This window comes from Rhodococcus sp. Q, from assembly GCF_005503035.1.
In the GTDB taxonomy this organism is placed as follows: domain Bacteria; phylum Actinomycetota; class Actinomycetes; order Mycobacteriales; family Mycobacteriaceae; genus Rhodococcus_G.
On the sequence record NZ_SCOY01000005.1, the window covers coordinates 62,827 to 82,292 of the forward strand.

Here is a 19,466-nt window from a genome sequence, read left to right on the forward strand (position 1 = left end):
ACACGTCGGCCGAGCCAGCCGACCGGCATTCGAATCACCGTCAGCACACAACCTCGCCCGAGAGGAGTCACCTGCCCGTGCAAGGGACCAACGACAGCTCCGAGGCGGGTCCGCAGAGCGTGCCACCGGGATTGCGACCGGCACATCCGCCGACGACGGCCGTGGCGACGCTGGCGCGGCTCGTCGGAGCGGACCTGCAGTGGCACGGGGGTGACGCCGATCCTGCCGATCACACAGCCGACGAGGTGCTGGTGACGGGAATCGATCTGCGAGCTCAGGGCATCGTCGCGGGTGATCTCTTCGCGGCACTGCCCGGTGCACGGGCTCACGGAGCCGATTTCTCCGAGGACGCGATACGCCGAGGTGCGGTCGCCGTGCTCACCGACCCGGCGGGCGCCGCCCGGATCGATTCGCTGTCGCGGCCCGTCGCGGTGCTCGTGCATCCGGACCCCCGCGCGGTGCTCGGTGTCGTGTCGGCTGCCGTGTACGGGAATCCGTCGGAGCGGCTGCGGATCGTCGGCATCACCGGTACCTCGGGCAAGACCACGACGTCGTATCTGGTGGAGGCGGGGCTGGCCGCATCGGGTCGTCGACCCGGACTGGTCGGCACCATCGAGACCCGCATCGAGGGCAGGCACGTGCCCAGCGCACTCACGACGCCGGAAGCGCCGCAGCTGCATGCCCTGTTCGCCACGATGCTCGAACGTGGCGTCGACACCGTCGTGATGGAGGTGTCCAGTCACGCACTTGCCCTCGGCCGCGTCGACGGCACCCGCTTCGCGGTGGGAGCATTCACCAACCTGTCGCAGGATCACCTCGATTTCCACACCGGGCTGGACGACTACTTCGGCGCGAAGGCCCGCCTGTTCGACCCGGCGTCGACCGTGCACGCCGAGCGTGCGGTCGTGTGCGTCGACGACGAGTGGGGTCGACGGATGGCCGACGTCGCGGGCGCGGGCGCGGGCACCGTCACCGTCGCGACGACGGGCACCGCTCAGTGGACCGCACGCGACGTCGTCACCGACGCGGACGGATCGCAGGCGTTCACGGTCGTCACCCCGGACGGTGCCGACATGACCGCGTCACTGCGACTCCCTGGCCGATTCAACGTCGCGAACGCCCTCTTGGCGCTCGCGGTACTGCACGAGTGCGGGGTCCCCGAGGCGGACGCCGTCCGTGGGCTCGCCGAGGTGGACGTGCCGGGCAGGGTGCAGCGCATCGATCGTGGACAGCAGTTTCTCGCGGTCGTCGACTACGCGCACAAGCCGGCGGCGCTGGAGGCGGTCATCGCGACGCTACGTGGGCAGACCGCGGGACGCCTCGCGGTTGTCGTGGGTGCGGGCGGCGACCGCGACCACGGGAAGCGGCCGCTGATGGGCGACGGCGGCGCCAGGGGAGCGGACCTGTTGATCGTCACCGACGACAATCCGCGCACCGAGGATCCGGCGGTGATCCGCCGGGCACTGCTCGACGGTGCGCTGGCGGTTCCCGACGGGGAGCGCGGCGAGGTCCGTGAGATCGGCGACCGGGCGGCGGCAATCGCGGCCGCCGTCGAGTGGGCACGGCCCGGCGACGTCGTGCTCGTCGCGGGTAAAGGACACGAGATCGGACAGGAGATTGCTGGGGTGAAGCACCCATTCGACGACCGCGAGGTCCTCGCGGAGGCCATCGATCGGGTGATCGGGGTGGAGCAGTGATCGAGATGTCGCTCGCCCGGCTCGCCGAGATCGTCGGCGGCACTCTCCACGACGTCCCGGACCCGGACGTCCTGGTCACCGGCACGGTGGAGTTCGATTCGCGGAAGGTAACCGCGGGTGGCCTGTTCCTCGCGCTGCCGGGCGCACGCGTCGACGGTCACGATCACGCAGCAACGGCGATCGAGGCGGGCGCCGTGGCGGTCCTCGCCGCGCGCCCGGTCGGCGTTCCCGCGGTCGTCGTGGAACCGCTCGGCCCCTCGGACAGCAACGCGATGGCCCTCGAACACGACGTCGACGGGTCGGGTGCCGCGGTTCTCGCCGCGCTGGCCCGCCTCGCCCGCGCCGTGACGTCGGAGTTGCCGGACCTCACGGTTGTCGGCGTCACCGGTTCGTCCGGTAAGACGTCCACCAAGGATCTGCTCGCCGCCGTCCTCGCTCCGCTCGGTCCGGTGGTCGCTCCGCCCGGATCGTTCAACAACGAACTGGGCCATCCCTGGACGGCGCTGCGTGTCGACCGCAACACCCGTTTCCTGGCGCTCGAACTGTCGGCGCGCGGCGTCGGGCACGTCGCGGCATTGGCCGAGGCGGTTCCGCCGCGTATCGGCGTCGTCCTCAACGTCGGCACCGCGCATCTCGGCGAGTTCGGGTCGCAGGAGGCGATCGCCCAGGCGAAGGGCGAGCTGGTGGAGGCGTTGCCCCCGGCCGAGGATGGTGGTGTCGCGGTCCTCAACGCGGACGACCGCCTGGTGTTCGCGATGGCGCAGCGGACCCGCGCTCGCGTGGTGACGGTCGGGTTGTCGCAGTCGGCGGACGTGCGTGCGGTCGACGTGCAGCTCGACGACCAGGCGCGGGCCGAGTTCACGCTCGTTGCGCCGCAGGGCAGCGTCCGGATCGCGCTCGGTGTGCACGGTGACCACCAGGTGGGCAACGCGCTCGCCGCGGCGGCGGTTGCTCTGGAATGCGGCGCCACCCTCGAGCAGGTCGCCGACGCACTCGGCGCCGCCCGCGCGGTGTCGGCGAAGCGGATGGACGTGCGTACCCGCGCGGACGGCGTCACAGTCATCAACGACTCCTACAACGCGAACCCCGACTCGGTCCGCGCCGCCCTCAAGGCACTGGTCACGATGGGTCGCGCCGCGGACACGCCGAGGCGGACGTGGGCGGTGCTCGGAGAGATGGCCGAACTGGGCCCGAACACCGTCGTCGAGCACGACGCGATCGGTCGATTCCTCGTTCGCCTCGACGTCACCAAGCTGATCGTCGTCGGCGAGGGCCGTCCGCTGCGCGGCATGCATCAGGGCGCGATCATGGAGGGCTCGTGGGGTGACGAGTCGACGCTCGTGCCCGACGCCGACGCGGCGCTCGAGATCCTCCGCCGGGAGGTGCGCCCCGGTGACATCGTGCTGGTGAAGGCATCGCAGTCCGTGGGGCTGTGGACGGTCGCAGACGCCCTGCTCGCCGACCCGCAGGAAGACAACGAGACGAACGAGGAGCGCGACCGGTGAGACAGATCCTCTTCGCAGGTGGCATCGCGCTCGCGGTGTCGATCCTGCTGACGCCGGTGCTGATCAAGGCGTTCTCCCGGCAGGGATTCGGCCAGGAAATCCGCGTCGAGGGCCCGGCCAGCCACCAGGCCAAGCGCGGGACGCCCACGATGGGTGGTGTCGCGATCATCATCGGCCTGTGGGCCGGTTACTGGGGTTCGCATCTGATCGGCATCGGGTACGACGCCGACGGTCCGAGTGCCTCGGGTCTGTTGGTGCTCGGCCTGACAACGGTCCTCGCGGGCGTCGGCTTCCTCGACGACTTCATCAAGATCCGCAAGCAGCGGAACCTGGGCCTCAACAAGACGGCGAAACTGGTCGGTCAGCTCCTCGCGGCCGTGGTGTTCGGTGTGCTCGCCTTGCAGTTCCGGGGCGCGACCGGACTGACGCCGGGCAGTCTGCACCTGTCGTACGTTCGCGACATCACCACCGTGACCATGGGGTCGGTGGTGTTCATCCTGTTCGTCTACCTGCTGGTCAGTGCCTGGTCGAACGCGGTCAACCTGACCGACGGACTGGACGGTCTCGCCGCCGGGTCGATGACCCTGGTCCTCGGCGCATATACGGTGATCACCTTCTGGCAGTACCGCAACGCGTGTGAGACCAATCCTGGCAAGGGATGCTACGACGTCCGTGACCCGCTCGACCTCGCACTGATCTGCGCGGCCGCGGCCGGCGCCTGCATCGGCTTCCTGTGGTGGAACGCGGCCCCGGCGAAGATCTTCATGGGCGACACCGGTTCACTCGCACTCGGCGGCCTGCTCGCCGGGTTGTCGATCACGACTCGCACCGAACTGCTGATGGTCGTGGTGGGCGCGCTGTTCGTCGCCGAGGCCGCATCGGTCGTCATCCAGGTCGCGGTGTTCCGCTCCAGCAGACGACGTGTGTTCCGGATGGCGCCGTTCCATCACCACTTCGAGCTCGGTGGCTGGGCGGAAACCACGGTCATCATCAGGTTCTGGTTGCTGGCGGCGATCGCGTCCGCGGTCGGCCTCGCACTGTTCTACAGCGAGTACCTCGCGGTGGTCGGGAACTGATGATGGACACGGCCCCAGCCGGCGACCTGCCCGAAAACCCGCCCGAGGACCTCGCGCGACTGCGAGGCGCCCGAGTCCTGGTCACGGGAGCAGGCATTTCCGGGCGCGCGCTGATCGCCCCCCTGCGAGACCTCGGCGCCGACGTCACCCTCACCGACGGCAACGCCGACGCTCTCGCCGCGACCGCGCGCGAACACGACGTGGCAACGGTGAGCCCAGACGACGCCGCCCGCGCGATCTCCGGATATGCGCAGGTCGTCACCAGCCCCGGCTGGCGCCCCGATTCGCCGGTGCTGTCAGCGGCAGCCGGCGCAGGCGTTCCGATCTGGGGAGACGTCGAGTTCGCGTGGCGCCTCGACCGGTCCGGCGTCTACGGTCCCGCTCGGGACTGGCTGGTCGTCACCGGAACCAACGGCAAGACGACGACGACCTCGATGCTCGAATCGATCCTGCGCGCGGGCGGAATCTCCGCCGTCGCATGCGGGAACATCGGCCTCCCGGTGACCGACGCCCTGCGCGCCGAGTCACCCGCTTACACGGCGCTCGCGGTGGAACTGTCGAGTTTTCAGCTGTTCTGGGCGCCGTCCGTGCACCCGACGGCGGGCGCGGTGCTGAACATCGCGGAGGACCATCTCGACTGGCACGGCGGAATGGACGGCTACGTCGAGGCGAAGGCGCAGGCCCTGACGGGCGGGGTCGGTGTGCTCGGTCTCGACGACCCGGTCGCGGCGTCCCTGCGTGATCGTCCGGGCATCGCACGGACCGTCGGATTCCGCCTCGGCGTTCCCGGCGCGGGCGAACTCGGCGTCGAGAACGGCACCCTGGTCGACCGCGCCTTCGCGACGGACGAGACCCTGGCCGACGTCGCCGACGTGACCCCATCCGGGCCCGCAGGTGTGATGGACGCGCTCGCCGCGGCCGCGCTGGCCCGCACGGTCGGGGTGTCCGCGGATGCCGTGCGCGACGGACTGCGCAGCTACCAGGTCGGTCCGCACCGGGCCGCGACGGTCGGGCAGGTTGCGGGAGTGACCTACGTCGACGACTCCAAGGCCACGAACCCGCACGCGGCGCGTACCTCACTGCTCGCGCACCCGCGCGTCGTGTGGATCGCGGGCGGTCTACTCAAGGGGGCCAGCGTCGACGAGCTCGTCGTCGAGGTCGCCGATCGTCTCGTCGCCGCGGTCCTCTTCGGCCGTGACGCAGGCCAGATCGCCGACGCACTCGCCCGACACGCACCGCAGGTCCCCGTCCGCCGCGTCGAACCGGGGCACGATGAGAACGTGAAGTCGACCGATGCACCCGACGCCGTGATGGCGCGCGCGGTGCGGGTTGCCGCCGATGCGGCCGAGCCGGGGGACACGGTGCTCCTCGCCCCCGCCGCGGCGTCGCTCGACATGTTCACCGACTACGGTCACCGCGGCCGCAGTTTCGTCGCGGCCGTGGACGCGTTGGCGGACGATGGCGCCCCCTGATCGTCGCCGCCGCGATCCGAACCCCGTCCCGGGACTCGCCGCCGCGTGGGCTCGTTTCGGTGCGTGGCTCGCGAGGCCCTTGGCGTCGTTCCACCTGATCGTCACGATCGCAACACTGCTGACCGTGCTCGGCCTGGTGATGGTGCTGTCGGCGTCGAGCGTGGAGGCCTATGCCGACACCGGGTCGTCGTACAGCATGTTCACCACCCAGGCGACGTTCGCCGCCCTGGGTGCCGTGCTCTTCTACGCCGCCCTGCGCATTCCGGTGCGCGTGTTGCGGCGCCTCGCGACACCGGCCTTCGTCGTGGCGCTGGTGATGCTGTTCCTGGTGCTCATCCCGGGTATCGGCACGCTGTCCGGTGGTGCGCGGCGTTGGTTCACGCTGGGTCCGCTGTCACTTCAGCCGTCCGAGCTGGCCAAGGTGGCTCTCATCGTCTGGGGTGCCCATGTGCTGGCGTCCCGGCCGCGTGGCGGTCCGGTCAAGGACCTGCTGGTGCCCCTGATCCCGGGTGCGCTGCTCGCGTCCGTCCTGGTGATCCTCCAGCCCAACTACTCGACGACGGTCACGTTCGTCATCATCGTGGGTTCGCTGCTGTGGTTCGCCGGGTTGTCGGTCAGGCTGTTCGCGGGCGCAGCCATCGGTGTTCTGGCACTGGGCGTCGTCCTCGCGTTCTCCGCCGACTACCGCGCCGCGCGACTGTTCAGCTTCCTCAATCCGGGCGACGATCCGCAGGGCGCCGGCTATCAGAGTCGCCAGGCCAAGTTCTCACTCGCGGACGGGGGATGGTTCGGTCGTGGACTCGGGCAGTCGCGGGCGAAGTGGAACTACCTGCCGAACTCGCACAACGACTTCATCTTCGCCATCATCGGCGAGGAACTCGGGTTCCTCGGGTGCGCCGCCGTCATCGGCCTGTTCGCGCTGTTCGCCTACGCCGGACTGCGGATCTCGATGCGGTCGGTCGATCCCTTCCTCCGCCTGCTGACGGCAGCGGCCACGACGTGGATCGTCGCGCAGTCGATGATCAACATCGGTTACGTCATCGGCCTGATGCCGGTGACCGGTCAGCAGTTGCCGCTGGTCTCGGCGGGCGGTACGTCGACAGCCGTCACCCTGCTGATGTTCGGCATCATCGCGAACGCTGCACGACACGAACCGGAGGCCGTCGCGGCACTGCACGCCGGCCAGGACGGCCGATTCGGCCGACTGTTGCGGCTGCCCAAGCCCGAGCAGTACTCGCCGGCGAGAGCCGCCGAGGCGCGCCGCGCCGCGGCGGTGAAGGCGGACCGCAAACGGGCCGCGCAGCGGGAGGCGCAGCGTCGGTCCGCCCAGCAGCGGGAACGGCGAACACGTGAGGACCAGCGTCGCCGCGAGGATCAGCGCAGGCGGGAGCAGCAGCAACGCCGCATCGAGGCTGGTAGGGGCGGGGACGCACGCCGCGAGACCCCGCGCCGCGGTCAGGCACTAGCATCGGACCAGCGACGGGACCGTTCGTCCGGCCGCGCCCAAGAACGTGGATTCCCTGAACGAGGTTTTCGTAGGTGAGTGAGAGCGGTACATCGTCCGGCCTGTCCGTCGTCGTCGCGGGGGGTGGCACCGCAGGCCACATCGAACCCGCACTCGCGGTCGCAGACGCGTTGCGGCGCCTCGATCCGTCGGTGACCGTCACCGCGCTCGGCACCGAGCGAGGACTCGAGACGACGCTCGTGCCCGAGCGCGGCTATCCGCTGGAGCTGATCCCGCCGGTGCCGTTGCCCCGCAAGCCGACCGCCGATCTGCTCCGCCTGCCCGGGCGGGTACGGGCCTCGGTCCGGCGCACGCGCCAGGTCCTCGACGGCGTGCAGGCCGATGTCGTCGTGGGATTCGGCGGCTACGTCGCACTCCCCGCCTATCTCGCGGCGGGGCGGGGTGTCACCCGCCGCAGGCGTGCGATCCCGGTGGTCGTGCACGAGGCCAATGCGTCCGCCGGAATCGCGAACAAGATCGGTGCACGGCTCGCGGCACGGGTTCTCGCCGCGGTCCCCGGCTCGGGTGTGTCGGGCCGAGGCCGGTCGGATGCCGAGATCGTCGGCATCCCGGTGCGCTCGTCCATCACCGGCCTCGACCGCGGCGGGCTGCGCGCGCAGGCGCGTGAGCACTTCGGACTGCCCGCCGACGGACCCGTCCTCCTCGTGACCGGTGGGTCGCAGGGCGCGAGGTCCCTCAACGAGGCCGTGTCGGGTGCCGCCGAGGCACTCGCCGCGGGCGGCATCTCCGTGTTGCACGCGTACGGGCCGAAGAACTCCGTCGAGGTTCAGCAGCACAATCCCGCGGCGCCGTACGTCGCGGTCCCGTACCTGAGCCGGATGGACCTGGCGCTGGCCGCCGCCGACGCGACCGTGTGCCGCTCGGGGGCGATGACCGTGGCGGAGATCTCGGCCGTCGGCCTGCCCGCGGTGTACGTGCCGCTGCCGCACGGCAACGGGGAACAAGAACTGAACGCCCGTCCGGTGGTCGCGGCGGGAGGCGGGCTGCTGGTCGCCGACGCGGACCTCACGCCCGCGTTCGTCGCCGACTCGGTGGTCCCGTTGCTGCGGGATCCCGAGCGGCTCGCCGCGATGGGTGCGGCCGCAGCCGGTGCCGGGCACCGGGACGCGGCCGACACGGTCGCCCGGATGGTCCTCGAGGTTGCGAAGGGTGGTCGACGATGAGTGCGGACGACACACAGAATCAGGTTTCGGCACTTCCCGACCATCTGCAGCGTGTGCACATGGTCGGGATCGGCGGCGCAGGCATGTCGGGGATCGCGCGGATCCTGCTGGCCCGCGGAGGGCAGGTGTCCGGATCGGACGCCAAGGAGTCGCGAACCGTGCTGGCGCTGCGGGCACGTGGCGCACAGGTCCGCATCGGACACGACGCGAGCGCGCTCGACCTGATCCCGGGAGGGCCGACCGCGGTCGTCTCGACGCACGCGGCGATCCCGAAGGACAATCCCGAGCTGGTGGCGGCCGCGGAGCGTGGCATCCCCGTCGTCCTGCGGCCCGCCGTTCTGGCGTCGCTGATGTCCGGGCACCAGACGTTGCTCGTGGCCGGGACCCATGGCAAGACGTCGACGACGTCGATGCTCGTGGTCGCACTCCAGCACTGCGGCGTCGACCCGTCGTTCGCCGTCGGAGGCGAACTGAACGAAGCGGGAACGAACGCGCACCACGGGTCCGGCACCGTGTTCGTCGCCGAAGCGGACGAGAGCGACGGTTCGCTGCTGCAGTACGACCCGAACGTCGTGATCGTGACCAACGTCGAGGCCGACCACCTCGACTTCTTCGGCACTACCGAGGCGTACGTCCAGGTCTTCGACGACTTCGCCGACCGGATCGCGCCGGGCGGGGTGCTGGTCGTCTGCCTGGACGATCCGGGATCGGCGGCACTCGCCGAGCGGGTCGCGGCGCGGGGGCTGCCGATCCGGGTCATCGGCTACGGCGGTGACGACCCGGCGGGGACGGTGCCGCTCGCGGCGCGCCTGCTCGACTGGGAGGCCAGGGACGTCGGCGGCGTCGCACGGGTGCAGCTGGACGGCGAGGATCACCCGCGGACGATGACGCTGTCGGTTCCCGGCAGGCACATGGCGCTCAACGCTCTCGGAGCCCTGCTCGCGGCCCGCGAGGTCGGGGCGGAGGTCGACGAGATCATCGAGGGCATCGGCGGCTTCGGAGGCGTCCACCGCAGGTTCCAGTACACCGGGCGAGAGAACGGTGTCCGGGTGTTCGACGACTACGCCCACCATCCGACCGAGGTCAGGGCGGTCCTCGGAGCGGCCCGCGAACTGGTCCGCACCTCGGGTGGCCGGGTCCTCGTCGTGTTCCAGCCGCATCTCTACTCGCGGACGTCGGCGTTCGCGACCGAGTTCGGCGAAGCACTCGACCTCGCGGACGAAGTGGTCGTGCTCGACGTGTACGGGGCTCGCGAGAAGCCGCTGCCGGGCGTCACGGGTGCGCTGGTCGCACACGCGGTGACGAAGCCGGTGCACTATCAGCCGGACCTGTCGATGGCGCCGCGTCAGGTGGCGGCACTGGCCCGCTCCGGAGACGTGCTCATCACGATGGGCGCCGGTGACGTGACGATGCTCGGCAAGGGGATTCTCGGGGCACTGGCAGCGGCGCCGTCGGCGACCCGGAACCGGCCCCGCCCCGACGCGGCGGGACGGGCCGGAGGGCAGCGGTGAGCCGTGGGCGTCGACCGGAACGCACGCGCAGCACCGGAACCGCGGTGCGGTCGGGTTCTGCGCCGCGCCCGAAGCGTCCTCGCAAACCGATCTATCTGACGGTCGCAGCGGTCGGCGCCGTCGTGGTGCTCGTCGTCGTGGCCTGGTTCACGCCGCTGCTCTCGGCGCGCACCGTGACGGTCGTCGGCAATGCCGGCGTCCCCTCCGAGGAGATCCTCGCTGCCCTGTCCGTCCCGACGGGCCAGCCGCTGCTTCGGGTGGACACGGGTGCGGCCGCGGACCGGGTGGCCTCCATCGCGAAGGTCGACCACGTGCGGGTCGAGCGCAACTACCCGTCGACGATCAAGGTCACCGTGGTGGAACGGGCTCCCGCGGTGTTCTACGACGCGCCCGAGGGCACGCACCTGATGGATGCCTCCGGTGTGGCGTACGCGATCGAGCCGCCGCCGCCCGGGTTGCCGCGACTTGCGGTAGCGCGTCCGGCGCAGGACGACGCCGCGACCGTCGACGCGCTGACCACACTGGAGTCGTTGCCGCCGCACCTGCGGCCGCAGGTGACGGAGGTGTCGGCGGCAACGCTGCCGGACATCCGCCTGACGCTGGTGGACGGAAGACAGGTGCTCTGGGGGAGCGTGGAGGAATCGGAGCACAAAGCGGCGATCCTCGGGCCCCTTCTGGGACAGCCGGGGCAGGTGTTCGACGTCTCGAGCCCAGATCTCCCGACCGTCAAGTAATCCGGATCCCTCGACAAATCGGCGTGTCCGTCGGCGCGCCTGCTGGCATCGAGGGGTCACCGTGCATAGCGTTCCGCCTAGTCATCCACTTGACATAACTGTAAGTCTATGGTTGAGGTTGAGGGTTTGGCTGCACCAATCGGTGGCACAAAGGCGACCGGCCGCACACGCGGCACAGGCCACACCAGTAGCCTCTGCACCACAAGTAACGTCAGCATCGCCAGAAACACCCTCAGTGCGACTACAAACGGAAGGCGAGAGCCCATGACGCCCCCGCACAACTACCTCGCCGTTATCAAGGTCGTCGGCATCGGCGGCGGCGGTGTGAATGCGGTCAACCGCATGATCGAGCAGGGACTCAAGGGAGTCGAGTTCATCGCCGTCAACACCGACGCGCAGGCACTCCTGATGTCCGACGCCGACGTCAAGCTCGACGTCGGACGTGAACTGACCCGCGGCCTCGGCGCAGGCGCGGATCCCGAGGTCGGGCGCAAGGCGGCCGAAGACCACAAGGACGAGATCGAAGAGGTCCTCAAGGGCGCCGACATGGTGTTCGTGACCGCAGGCGAGGGTGGTGGCACCGGCACCGGTGGCGCGCCGGTCGTCGCATCCATCGCACGCAAGCTCGGCGCACTGACCGTCGGCGTCGTGACGCGTCCGTTCTCGTTCGAGGGCAAGCGCCGCGGCACCCAGGCCGACAACGGCATCCAGGCGTTGCGTGAATCCTGCGACACCCTCATCGTCATTCCCAACGACCGCCTCCTGCAGCTCGGCGATGCCGCGGTGTCGCTGATGGACGCGTTCCGCTCTGCCGACGAGGTGCTCCTCAACGGCGTCCAGGGCATCACCGACCTGATCACGACCCCCGGTCTGATCAATGTCGACTTCGCGGACGTCAAGGGCGTCATGTCCGGAGCGGGCAGTGCGCTGATGGGCATCGGTTCGGCCCGTGGTGACGGGCGCGCCATCCAGGCCGCGGAGACGGCGATCAACTCGCCGCTTCTCGAGGCGTCGATGGAAGGTGCGCGTGGCGTGCTGCTCTCCATCGCGGGTGGTTCCGATCTGGGACTCTTCGAGATCAACGAGGCCGCCTCGCTGGTGCAGGAAGCCGCGCACATCGACGCGAACATCATCTTCGGAACGGTGATCGACGATTCGCTGGGTGACGAGGTCCGTGTCACCGTGATCGCTGCCGGCTTCGACGGCGGAGGGCCCGTGCGCCGCATCGAGCAGCCGCAGCAGCAGCAGCCCGCGGCCGGGCGGGGCAACATCGGTGTCGCTCGGGCGGGTGAGATCGGAAAGTCCCCGGCGGCTGCGGACGAACCCCAGCCCGTCGAGCGTGCGCCGCAGCATAGCACCGACTCGCGTCGCGAGACCGGCGGCTCGCTGCCGCCGATCCCCGTCGGTGCGACCGCTCGGGCCGTGCCCGTCACGGACGACGACGGCGAGGACGACGTCGACGTCCCCGACTTCATGCGTCGGTGACGGCACCGACAGTGACGTCCACGGTCCGGGTTCGCCGGGTCGTCACCTCGCGAACGGGTGGCGTCTCGGCGGCTCCGTACGACACGTTCAATCTCGGTGACCACGTCGGGGACGATCCGGTGGCGGTCGACGCCAACCGGCGCCGCCTGGCCGCGGGAATCGGACTGCCGTTCGAGCGGCTGGTGTGGATGGAGCAGATCCACAGCCGGAACGTGGCCGTCGTCGACGGTCCGGTCGGTGCGCCCGTCGAGGCGACGGATGCCCTCGTCACCGCGGAGCGGAACCTCGCTCTGGTGGTGCTCACGGCCGACTGTGTGCCGCTGCTGCTGTCGGACGACGAGGCCGGGGTGATCGCCGCCGTACATGCGGGTCGGGTCGGTGCGCGCATCGGCATCGTCCCTCGGGTGCTCGACGCGATGGTTGAGAAAGGCGCTGACGTGTCACGGATCGGCGCCTTCCTCGGCCCCGCCGCCAGCGGCAGGCAGTACGAGGTTCCCGCGGCGATGCAGGCCGACGTCGAAGCCCACCTGCCGGGCAGCGCGACCCGGACCGCACGCGGAACCCCGGGACTCGACCTCCGCGCGGGCCTGCGGCGGCAGCTCGAAGCGGCGGGAGTCGCGGGGATCGCGGAGGATCCGCGGTGCACCATCGAGGACAGGACGCTGTTCAGCTACCGCCGTTCCGGAGCGACGGGACGCATCGCCGGGGCGATCTGGATGGAGTCCGTCGGACGTGACTGACGAGCGCCACAGGGAGATCGCGTCGGCGCTCACTGCCGTGCAGGAGCGTCTCGGACGGGCGTGCGTCGCCGCGGGTCGTGATCCGCGCGATGTCCAGCTCCTGCCGGTCACGAAGTACTTTCCGGTGTCGGACGCGCGGATCCTGTACGACCTGGGATGCCGGGAGTTCGGTGAGTCGCGGGACCAGGAGGCGTCCGCGAAGGCCGCCGATCTCACCGGTCTGGTCGCGGGGGAGCGTCCCGGCGGTGTGGACGACGTCCACTGGCACATGATCGGGAGCGTGCAGCGGAAGAAGGCACGCTCGATCGTGCGCTGGGCGACGGTCGTTCACTCGGTGGACAGCGAGCAACTCGTCGACGCCCTGTCGCGAGCCGCGGCCGCGGCGCTGGACGCGGGCGAGCGCGCGACTCCGCTGCAGGTACTGCTGCAGGTGAGTCTCGACGACGACCCGAAGCGCGGCGGAGTTCCGCTCCCGGAACTGCCCGCATTGTGTGAACATGCCGCCGCCGCAGACGGACTCGAGTTCGCCGGACTGATGGCAGTGCCACCACTCGGCGCAGACCCCGACGTCGCTTTCGCTACACTCGCGGCCACCCACCGCGACGTGCTGCGTGACCATCCCGACGCGCGCATGCTCTCGGCCGGGATGACCGCAGATCTCGAAAGCGCGGTCCGACACGGATCGACCTGCGTGCGTGTCGGAACGGCGCTGTTGGGTTCTCGGCCGTTAGCCTCGGAATGAACTGATCGGCGTTCCGACCGATTATCCGCCGCGCCAAGGAAGGTCGACCGATGAGCACTCTGCACAAGTTCAAGGCTTACTTCGGCATGGTTCCCCTCGACGATTACGAGGACGACTACCTCGACGAGCCCCGGCGGGCGCCGAGGAGCGCCCGCTACGAGGACGGAATCGACGGCGGATACGACGACGCCGGGTACGGCGGACTCGACGAGATCGACGACCGGCAGCCGGCACCGCGACGGATGGAGCCGCTGCCGCCGCGTTCGACCCGTCCGACGCAGGCACCCGTGTCGCGGTCCACGGCGACGCACGGTTCGCTGGCCGTCAACCCGGCGCCGCGGGTCGAGAGCAGGCGCGCGCCCGTGTTCGACGAGGGCGGGCCGCTGTCGAAGATCACCACGCTGCGCCCGCGCGATTACGGGGAGGCCCGGATCATCGGTGAGCGGTTCCGTGACGGAACGCCGGTCATCATGGATCTGGTCGAGATGAGCAACGCGGACGCGAAGCGTCTCGTGGACTTCGCCGCAGGCCTGGCATTCGCGCTGCGCGGCTCCTTCGACAAGGTCGCGACCAAGGTGTTCCTGCTGTCGCCCGCGGACATCGACGTGTCGGCGGAGGAGCGGCGGAGGATCGCCGAGAACGGCTTCTACAATCAGAAGTGACATCTCACCCCGTGCAGAGGGTGTGAACGACGGGTGCGACCGGGGGTTCCGGTCGCACCCGGTTCGTGAGAGGAACCCGGTTGTGAGTGGCGTGGAGAGGTCAGGCAGAGTGGTGGAGTGCCCTTGTTCGCGGTGATCTACTTCGCTCTGTTCGTATTCTGGCTGCTTCTCATCGGCCGAATCATCATCGAGTTCATCCGGACGTTCGCGCGGGACTGGCGCCCGACCGGTGTCGTGGTCGTCGTGCTCGAGGCGATTTTCACGGTCACCGATCCGCCGATCAAGTTGCTGCGGCGACTGATTCCGTCGATTTCTCTCGGCGGGGTCCGGCTGGATCTGTCCATCATGGTCTTGCTTTTCATCGTATTCGTGCTCATGCAGGTCACCCAGGGACTTGCCACGTGACGTGCGCGAATCGAGTCGTGGCACGGGCCTGCGGGTTGGGTGTGACAGAATGACCCGCAGTTACAGTGTGAAAATGTGGTCCTGCAATGAGTGCGCCATAACTGAATGCTTGCTTGACCGCCAACAGATGCGCGAAGGGATCCTTCCATGCCGCTGACACCAGCTGATGTCCACAACGTCGCGTTCAGCAAGCCTCCGATCGGTAAGCGTGGCTACAACGAGGACGAGGTAGATGCCTTCCTCGACCTCGTAGAGCAAGAGCTCGCTCGCCTGATCGAGGAGAACGCAGACCTGCGCCAGCGTGTCGGCGAGCTCGACCAGGAGCTCGCGGATGCAAAGAAGGCGCCGCGCCCGAGCGGTCCGCCTGCTGCGCCCGCGCCCGCGCCGATTCCTGTTCCGGAACCGCCGAAGCCGGTCGCCCCCGTGGTTGCCGCTGCGCCGCCGGCTCCGCCGCGCGCCAGCGGCACGGAAGAGGCCAACCTGCAGGCCGCGAAGATCCTCGGTCTCGCCCAGGAGATGGCCGACCGTCTCACCGGTGAGGCGAAGACGGAGTCCGAGCAGCTGGTGTCCAGCGCCCGCGCGAACTCCGAGCAGCTCGTCAGCGACGCGCGGACCCGGTCCGACGGAATGGTCGCCGAGGCCAAGCACAAGTCGGAGGCACTGCTCGCCGATGCGCAGACGCGCTCGGAGACGCAGCTGCGGCAGGCCAAGGAGAAGGCCGACGCACTCCAGGCCGACGCCGAGAAGAAGCACACCGAGATCATGGCGACCATCAACCAGCAGCGCAGCGTGTTGGAGGAGCGGATCGAGCGGCTCAAGACGTTCGAGCGCGAGTACCGGGTCCGCCTGAAGTCGTACCTGGAGTCGCAGCTCGAGGAACTGGAGCAGCGTGGTTCGGCGGTTCCCGTCGACGGCGGCCAGGATGCACTCGGTTCCGAGGGATCCAAGTCGTTCGCCAAAGGGAGCAACTGACCCGGCGTCGCTGGGGCCGCGGTGATGGTTCACTCGCCCGGCGGTCGCGTCCTGTCGGCTGGTGACAGGGGGATTGCGTGCTGGTCCTGACACTTGCCATGGCGGCGGTCGGGTTCGCCCTCCTCGTCCTGGCGCTGACGACAGGTTCGGTCGCCTGGGCGTGGGGCTGCATCGCGGTCTGCGTCGTCGGTGCGGTTCTACTCTTGGTGAGTTCGCTGCGCGGGACCACGCCTGATCGGGAGCGTTCGATTCCGCGGGCTGCTCCGGCGCGGGAGGACGATCCGCCCACTGAGTGATTTGACCGTCCCGAGTAGAATCGAACAACGACATTGGCCCGATCCGATCGGGCCGTGACACACGACGTCGATCCGGCCATCACCGGGGAGTCTTCGGAAGAACGGTGACGCCAGGCCCCCGTGGGCCGGGTCACTCAGTAGAACCGAACGGGTTCGGCCCGTCACAGCCGACTACGAGAGGCCGGGTCCGGTGGAGGAATCCACCGGATCGGGCAAGCGGGGTGGTACCGCGGCCAGGCGCACCGGCGCCGACGTCGTCCCCGTGCCGGATGAACAGGCACGAGGGAGCTCGACAGTGTCCGACAGCACCGACGGTGTGAATTCCACCTATCCACGTGTCGATCTCGCCGGCGGCAGGTCCGGCGCGAGCGTCAACTTCCCCGAACTCGAACAGCGCGTGCTGGCCGAGTGGAGTTCGGACGACACTTTCCGCGCGTCGATCTCGAACCGTGACGGCGCCGAGGAGTTCGTCTTCTACGACGGGCCGCCGTTCGCGAACGGGCTCCCGCACTACGGTCACCTGCTGACCGGGTACGTCAAGGACCTCGTGCCCCGCTTCCAGACGATGCGCGGCAAGAAGGTCGAGCGTCGTTTCGGCTGGGACTGCCACGGTCTGCCCGCCGAGCTCGAGGCGGAGAAGCAGCTCGGCATCAAGGACAAGTCGCAGATCGACGCGATGGGCCTGGCCGAGTTCAACGCGTACTGCAAGCAGTCCGTGCTGCGCTACACCGACGAGTGGCGGGACTACGTGACCCGGCAGGCCCGCTGGGTCGACTTCGACAACGACTACAAGACCCTGGACCTGGACTTCATGGAGTCGGTCATGTGGGCGTTCAAGGAGCTCTACGACAAGGGCCTGATCTACCAGGGCTTCCGGGTGCTGCCGTACTCGTGGTACGAGCAGACGCCGCTGTCGAACCAGGAGACCCGCCTCGACGATGCGTACAAGATGCGTCAGGACCCGGCGGTCACCGTCGACATGGTGATCGCTGCTCCCGGCCATGACCTGGACGGCGCCAACGCGCTGATCTGGACCACGACGCCGTGGACCCTGCCGTCCAACCTGGCGGTCGCGGTGCACCCCGACGTCGACTACGTGCAGGTCCGCGCAGCGGACGGCAAACGCTACGTCCTCGCCGCGGCGCGGGTCGGTCACTACGCTCGTGAGTTCGGGGAGTCGCCCGAGGTGCTGGGCGAGTACAAGGGCAGCGACCTCGTCGGTCTGACCTACGAGCCGCCGTTCGACTTCTTCCACGGCCCGGGCAAGGGTCACGAGAACGCGCATCGGGTGCTGTCCGCTGATTACGTCACCACCGACTCGGGCACCGGAATCGTCCATCTCGCACCGGCTTTCGGTGAGGAGGACATGGACGTCGCGACGGCGAACGGCATCGAGATCGTGCAGCCGCTCGACCCGGGAGGCAAGTTCACCTCGCTGGTGCCGCCGTACGAGGGCATGCAGGTCTTCGATGCGAACCCGGTGATCATCAAGGACCTCAAGGCCGCCGGAAAGCTGTTGCGGCACGAGACGATCGAGCACTCGTACCCGCATTCGTGGCGGTCCGGTCAGCCGCTGATCTACATGGCGGTGCCGTCGTGGTTCGTCGCGGTGACGAAGTTCCGCGACCGGATGGTCGAGCTGAACCAGGAGATCACCTGGGTGCCGGAGCACATCCGCGACGGCCAGTTCGGCAAGTGGCTCGAGGGTGCCCGGGACTGGAACATCAGCCGGAACCGCTACTGGGGCAGCCCGATCCCCGTGTGGGTGTCGGACGATCCGGCGTACCCGCGAGTCGACGTGTACGGCTCCCTGGACCAGCTCGAGGCCGACTTCGGGGTGCGTCCGACGGACCTGCACCGCCCGATGATCGACGACCTGACCCGCCCGAACCCGGACGACCCGACCGGCAGGTCGACGATGCGCCGTGTCCCCGAGGTGCTCGACTGCTGGTTCGAGTCGGGCTCGATGCCGTACGCGCAGGTGCACTACCCGTTCGAGAACCGCGACTGGTTCGAGACGCACTTCCCGGGCGACTTCATCGTCGAGTACAACGGCCAGACTCGCGGCTGGTTCTACACGCTGCACGTGCTCGCCACCGCACTGTTCGACCGGCCGGCGTTCAAGACGGTTGCCGCACACGGCATCGTGCTCGGCGACGACGGCCTCAAGATGAGCAAGTCCAAGGGCAACTACCCCGACGTGAAGGAGGTGTTCGACCGGGACGGCTCCGATGCGATGCGCTGGTTCCTGATGTCGTCGCCGATCCTGCGCGGCGGAAACCTGGTCGTCACCGAGCAGGGCATCCGCGAGGGCGTCCGGCAGGCGCTGCTGCCGCTCTGGAACACCTGGAGCTTCCTGCAGCTGTACGCATCGAAGCCCGGCACGTGGCGCACCGATTCGACGAACGTCCTCGACCGGTACATCCTCGCGAAGCTCGCCGCGACGCGGGATGCGATGACCGACGCGCTCGAGGTCAACGACATCGCAGGTGCGTGCGACGAGCTGCGCACCTTCTGCGACGCACTGACCAACTGGTACGTGCGGCGCTCGCGCTCGCGGTTCTGGGACGAGGATCGGGACGCGATCGACACCCTGCACACCGTCCTCGAGGTCACCTGCCGGCTGGCGGCGCCGCTCCTGCCGGTGGCGACCGAGGTGATCTGGCGGGGGCTGACCGGTGGGCGCTCGGTGCACCTGGCGGACTGGCCGGCCGCGACGGATCTGGTGCCGGACGCCGACCTCGTCGAGTCCATGGACGAGGTGCGCAACGTCTGTTCCACGGTCCTGGGGCTGCGCAAGGCGCAGAACCTGCGGGTGCGGCTGCCGCTGCCCGAGGTGACGGTCGCGGCGTCCGATGCCGAGCGGCTGCGGCCCTACCTGGGCATCATCGCCGACGAGGTCAACGTCAAGAAGGTCGATCTCACCGACGACGTCGACACGCACGGGAAGTTCGAACTGGTCGTCAACGCCCGCGCGGCGGGCCCGCGACTCGGCAAGGACGTGCAGAAGGTCATCAAGGCGGTCAAGGCCGGTGACTGGTCCGAGACCAACGGTGTCGTGACCGCGGCAGGCATCGAACTGCTGCCCGAGGAATACACGCAGCGTCTCGTCGCGGCGGAACCCGAGTCGACGGCGGCGCTGCCGGACAACGCCGGACTGGTCGTGCTCGATTCGGCGGTCACCGAGGAGCTGGAGGCCGAGGGCTGGGCGAAGGACCGGATCCGTGAACTCCAGGACGCGCGGCGCGCCGCCGGACTCGACGTCTCGGATCGCATCTCGGTCACCCTCGAGGTGCCCGCGGATCGGCTGGACTGGGCGCAGCGCTACCGCGACCTGATCGCGGGCGAGATCCTTGCCACGACACTGGAACTCGGCCCGGTCGGTGCCGGAGCAGTGGACCTCGGTGAGGACGTCCGGGCCGTCGTCGTCAAGGCGTGAGGTGAGTACGCCTCGGCGGTGCCGGCTGTGACGACGCGCCGG

The 19,466-nt window shown here is 69.3% G+C and carries 16 protein-coding genes; all 16 read left to right on the plus strand.

What is annotated here, in order from left to right:
* Positions 1 to 77 precede the first annotated feature (77 nt).
* The 16 genes from FFS72_RS07310 (at position 78) to ileS (ending at position 19,424) form a co-directional block, all read left to right on the plus strand.
* Positions 78 to 1,697 carry a UDP-N-acetylmuramoyl-L-alanyl-D-glutamate--2,6-diaminopimelate ligase gene (locus FFS72_RS07310; protein ID WP_137873317.1) on the plus strand — a complete coding sequence of 540 codons (1,620 nt, stop codon included), beginning with the start codon at positions 78 to 80 and terminating at the stop codon, positions 1,695 to 1,697.
* A complete protein-coding gene (locus FFS72_RS07315; RefSeq protein WP_137873318.1) occupies positions 1,694 to 3,202 on the plus strand; it encodes a UDP-N-acetylmuramoyl-tripeptide--D-alanyl-D-alanine ligase in 1,509 nt (502 codons plus the stop codon). Before FFS72_RS07310 ends, FFS72_RS07315 begins: the two co-directional genes overlap by 4 nt.
* Entirely contained in the window at positions 3,199 to 4,278 is a 1,080-nt protein-coding gene (gene mraY, locus FFS72_RS07320; RefSeq protein WP_050065027.1) for a phospho-N-acetylmuramoyl-pentapeptide-transferase, read from the plus strand. The genes FFS72_RS07315 and mraY overlap by 4 nt, the downstream gene beginning before the upstream one ends.
* Positions 4,278 to 5,750, plus strand: coding sequence for a UDP-N-acetylmuramoyl-L-alanine--D-glutamate ligase (gene murD, locus FFS72_RS07325; RefSeq protein ID WP_137873319.1), 1,473 nt, complete (start codon positions 4,278 to 4,280; stop codon positions 5,748 to 5,750). Before mraY ends, murD begins: the two co-directional genes overlap by 1 nt.
* Positions 5,737 to 7,293 carry a putative lipid II flippase FtsW gene (gene ftsW, locus FFS72_RS07330; protein WP_249353175.1) on the plus strand — a complete coding sequence of 519 codons (1,557 nt, stop codon included), beginning with the start codon at positions 5,737 to 5,739 and terminating at the stop codon, positions 7,291 to 7,293. The genes murD and ftsW overlap by 14 nt, the downstream gene beginning before the upstream one ends.
* Positions 7,290 to 8,438, plus strand: coding sequence for an undecaprenyldiphospho-muramoylpentapeptide beta-N-acetylglucosaminyltransferase (gene murG / locus FFS72_RS07335; RefSeq protein WP_050065029.1), 1,149 nt, complete (start codon positions 7,290 to 7,292; stop codon positions 8,436 to 8,438). The genes ftsW and murG overlap by 4 nt, the downstream gene beginning before the upstream one ends.
* Complete coding sequence (gene murC, locus FFS72_RS07340; protein WP_137873320.1) at positions 8,435 to 9,949, plus strand: UDP-N-acetylmuramate--L-alanine ligase; 1,515 nt, start codon at positions 8,435 to 8,437, stop codon at positions 9,947 to 9,949. Before murG ends, murC begins: the two co-directional genes overlap by 4 nt.
* Positions 9,946 to 10,683 carry a cell division protein FtsQ/DivIB gene (locus FFS72_RS07345; protein ID WP_084734231.1) on the plus strand — a complete coding sequence of 246 codons (738 nt, stop codon included), beginning with the start codon at positions 9,946 to 9,948 and terminating at the stop codon, positions 10,681 to 10,683. The genes murC and FFS72_RS07345 overlap by 4 nt, the downstream gene beginning before the upstream one ends.
* A 264-nt stretch (positions 10,684 to 10,947) precedes the next feature.
* Positions 10,948 to 12,168, plus strand: coding sequence for a cell division protein FtsZ (gene ftsZ / locus FFS72_RS07350; RefSeq protein ID WP_137873321.1), 1,221 nt, complete (start codon positions 10,948 to 10,950; stop codon positions 12,166 to 12,168).
* Positions 12,165 to 12,908, plus strand: a complete 744-nt coding sequence (pgeF, locus tag FFS72_RS07355; RefSeq protein ID WP_137873322.1) for a peptidoglycan editing factor PgeF — start codon at positions 12,165 to 12,167, stop codon at positions 12,906 to 12,908. Before ftsZ ends, pgeF begins: the two co-directional genes overlap by 4 nt.
* Positions 12,901 to 13,650 (plus strand): YggS family pyridoxal phosphate-dependent enzyme, encoded by a 750-nt coding sequence (locus FFS72_RS07360; RefSeq protein ID WP_137873323.1) that lies wholly within the window; start codon positions 12,901 to 12,903, stop codon positions 13,648 to 13,650. The genes pgeF and FFS72_RS07360 overlap by 8 nt, the downstream gene beginning before the upstream one ends.
* A 50-nt stretch (positions 13,651 to 13,700) precedes the next feature.
* Positions 13,701 to 14,312 carry a cell division protein SepF gene (locus FFS72_RS07365; protein ID WP_137873324.1) on the plus strand — a complete coding sequence of 204 codons (612 nt, stop codon included), beginning with the start codon at positions 13,701 to 13,703 and terminating at the stop codon, positions 14,310 to 14,312.
* A 117-nt stretch (positions 14,313 to 14,429) separates the two neighbouring features.
* Positions 14,430 to 14,717 carry a YggT family protein gene (locus tag FFS72_RS07370; protein WP_137873325.1) on the plus strand — a complete coding sequence of 96 codons (288 nt, stop codon included), beginning with the start codon at positions 14,430 to 14,432 and terminating at the stop codon, positions 14,715 to 14,717.
* A gap of 147 nt (positions 14,718 to 14,864) precedes the next feature.
* A complete protein-coding gene (gene wag31, locus FFS72_RS07375) occupies positions 14,865 to 15,689 on the plus strand; it encodes a DivIVA-like cell division protein Wag31 (protein ID WP_050065036.1) in 825 nt (274 codons plus the stop codon).
* Positions 15,690 to 15,766: 77 nt separating this feature from the next.
* Positions 15,767 to 15,985 carry a hypothetical protein gene (locus FFS72_RS07380; RefSeq protein ID WP_137873326.1) on the plus strand — a complete coding sequence of 73 codons (219 nt, stop codon included), beginning with the start codon at positions 15,767 to 15,769 and terminating at the stop codon, positions 15,983 to 15,985.
* 295 nt (positions 15,986 to 16,280) lie between these two features.
* Entirely contained in the window at positions 16,281 to 19,424 is a 3,144-nt protein-coding gene (gene ileS, locus FFS72_RS07385) for an isoleucine--tRNA ligase (protein WP_137873327.1), read from the plus strand.
* Positions 19,425 to 19,466: the final 42 nt, after the last annotated feature.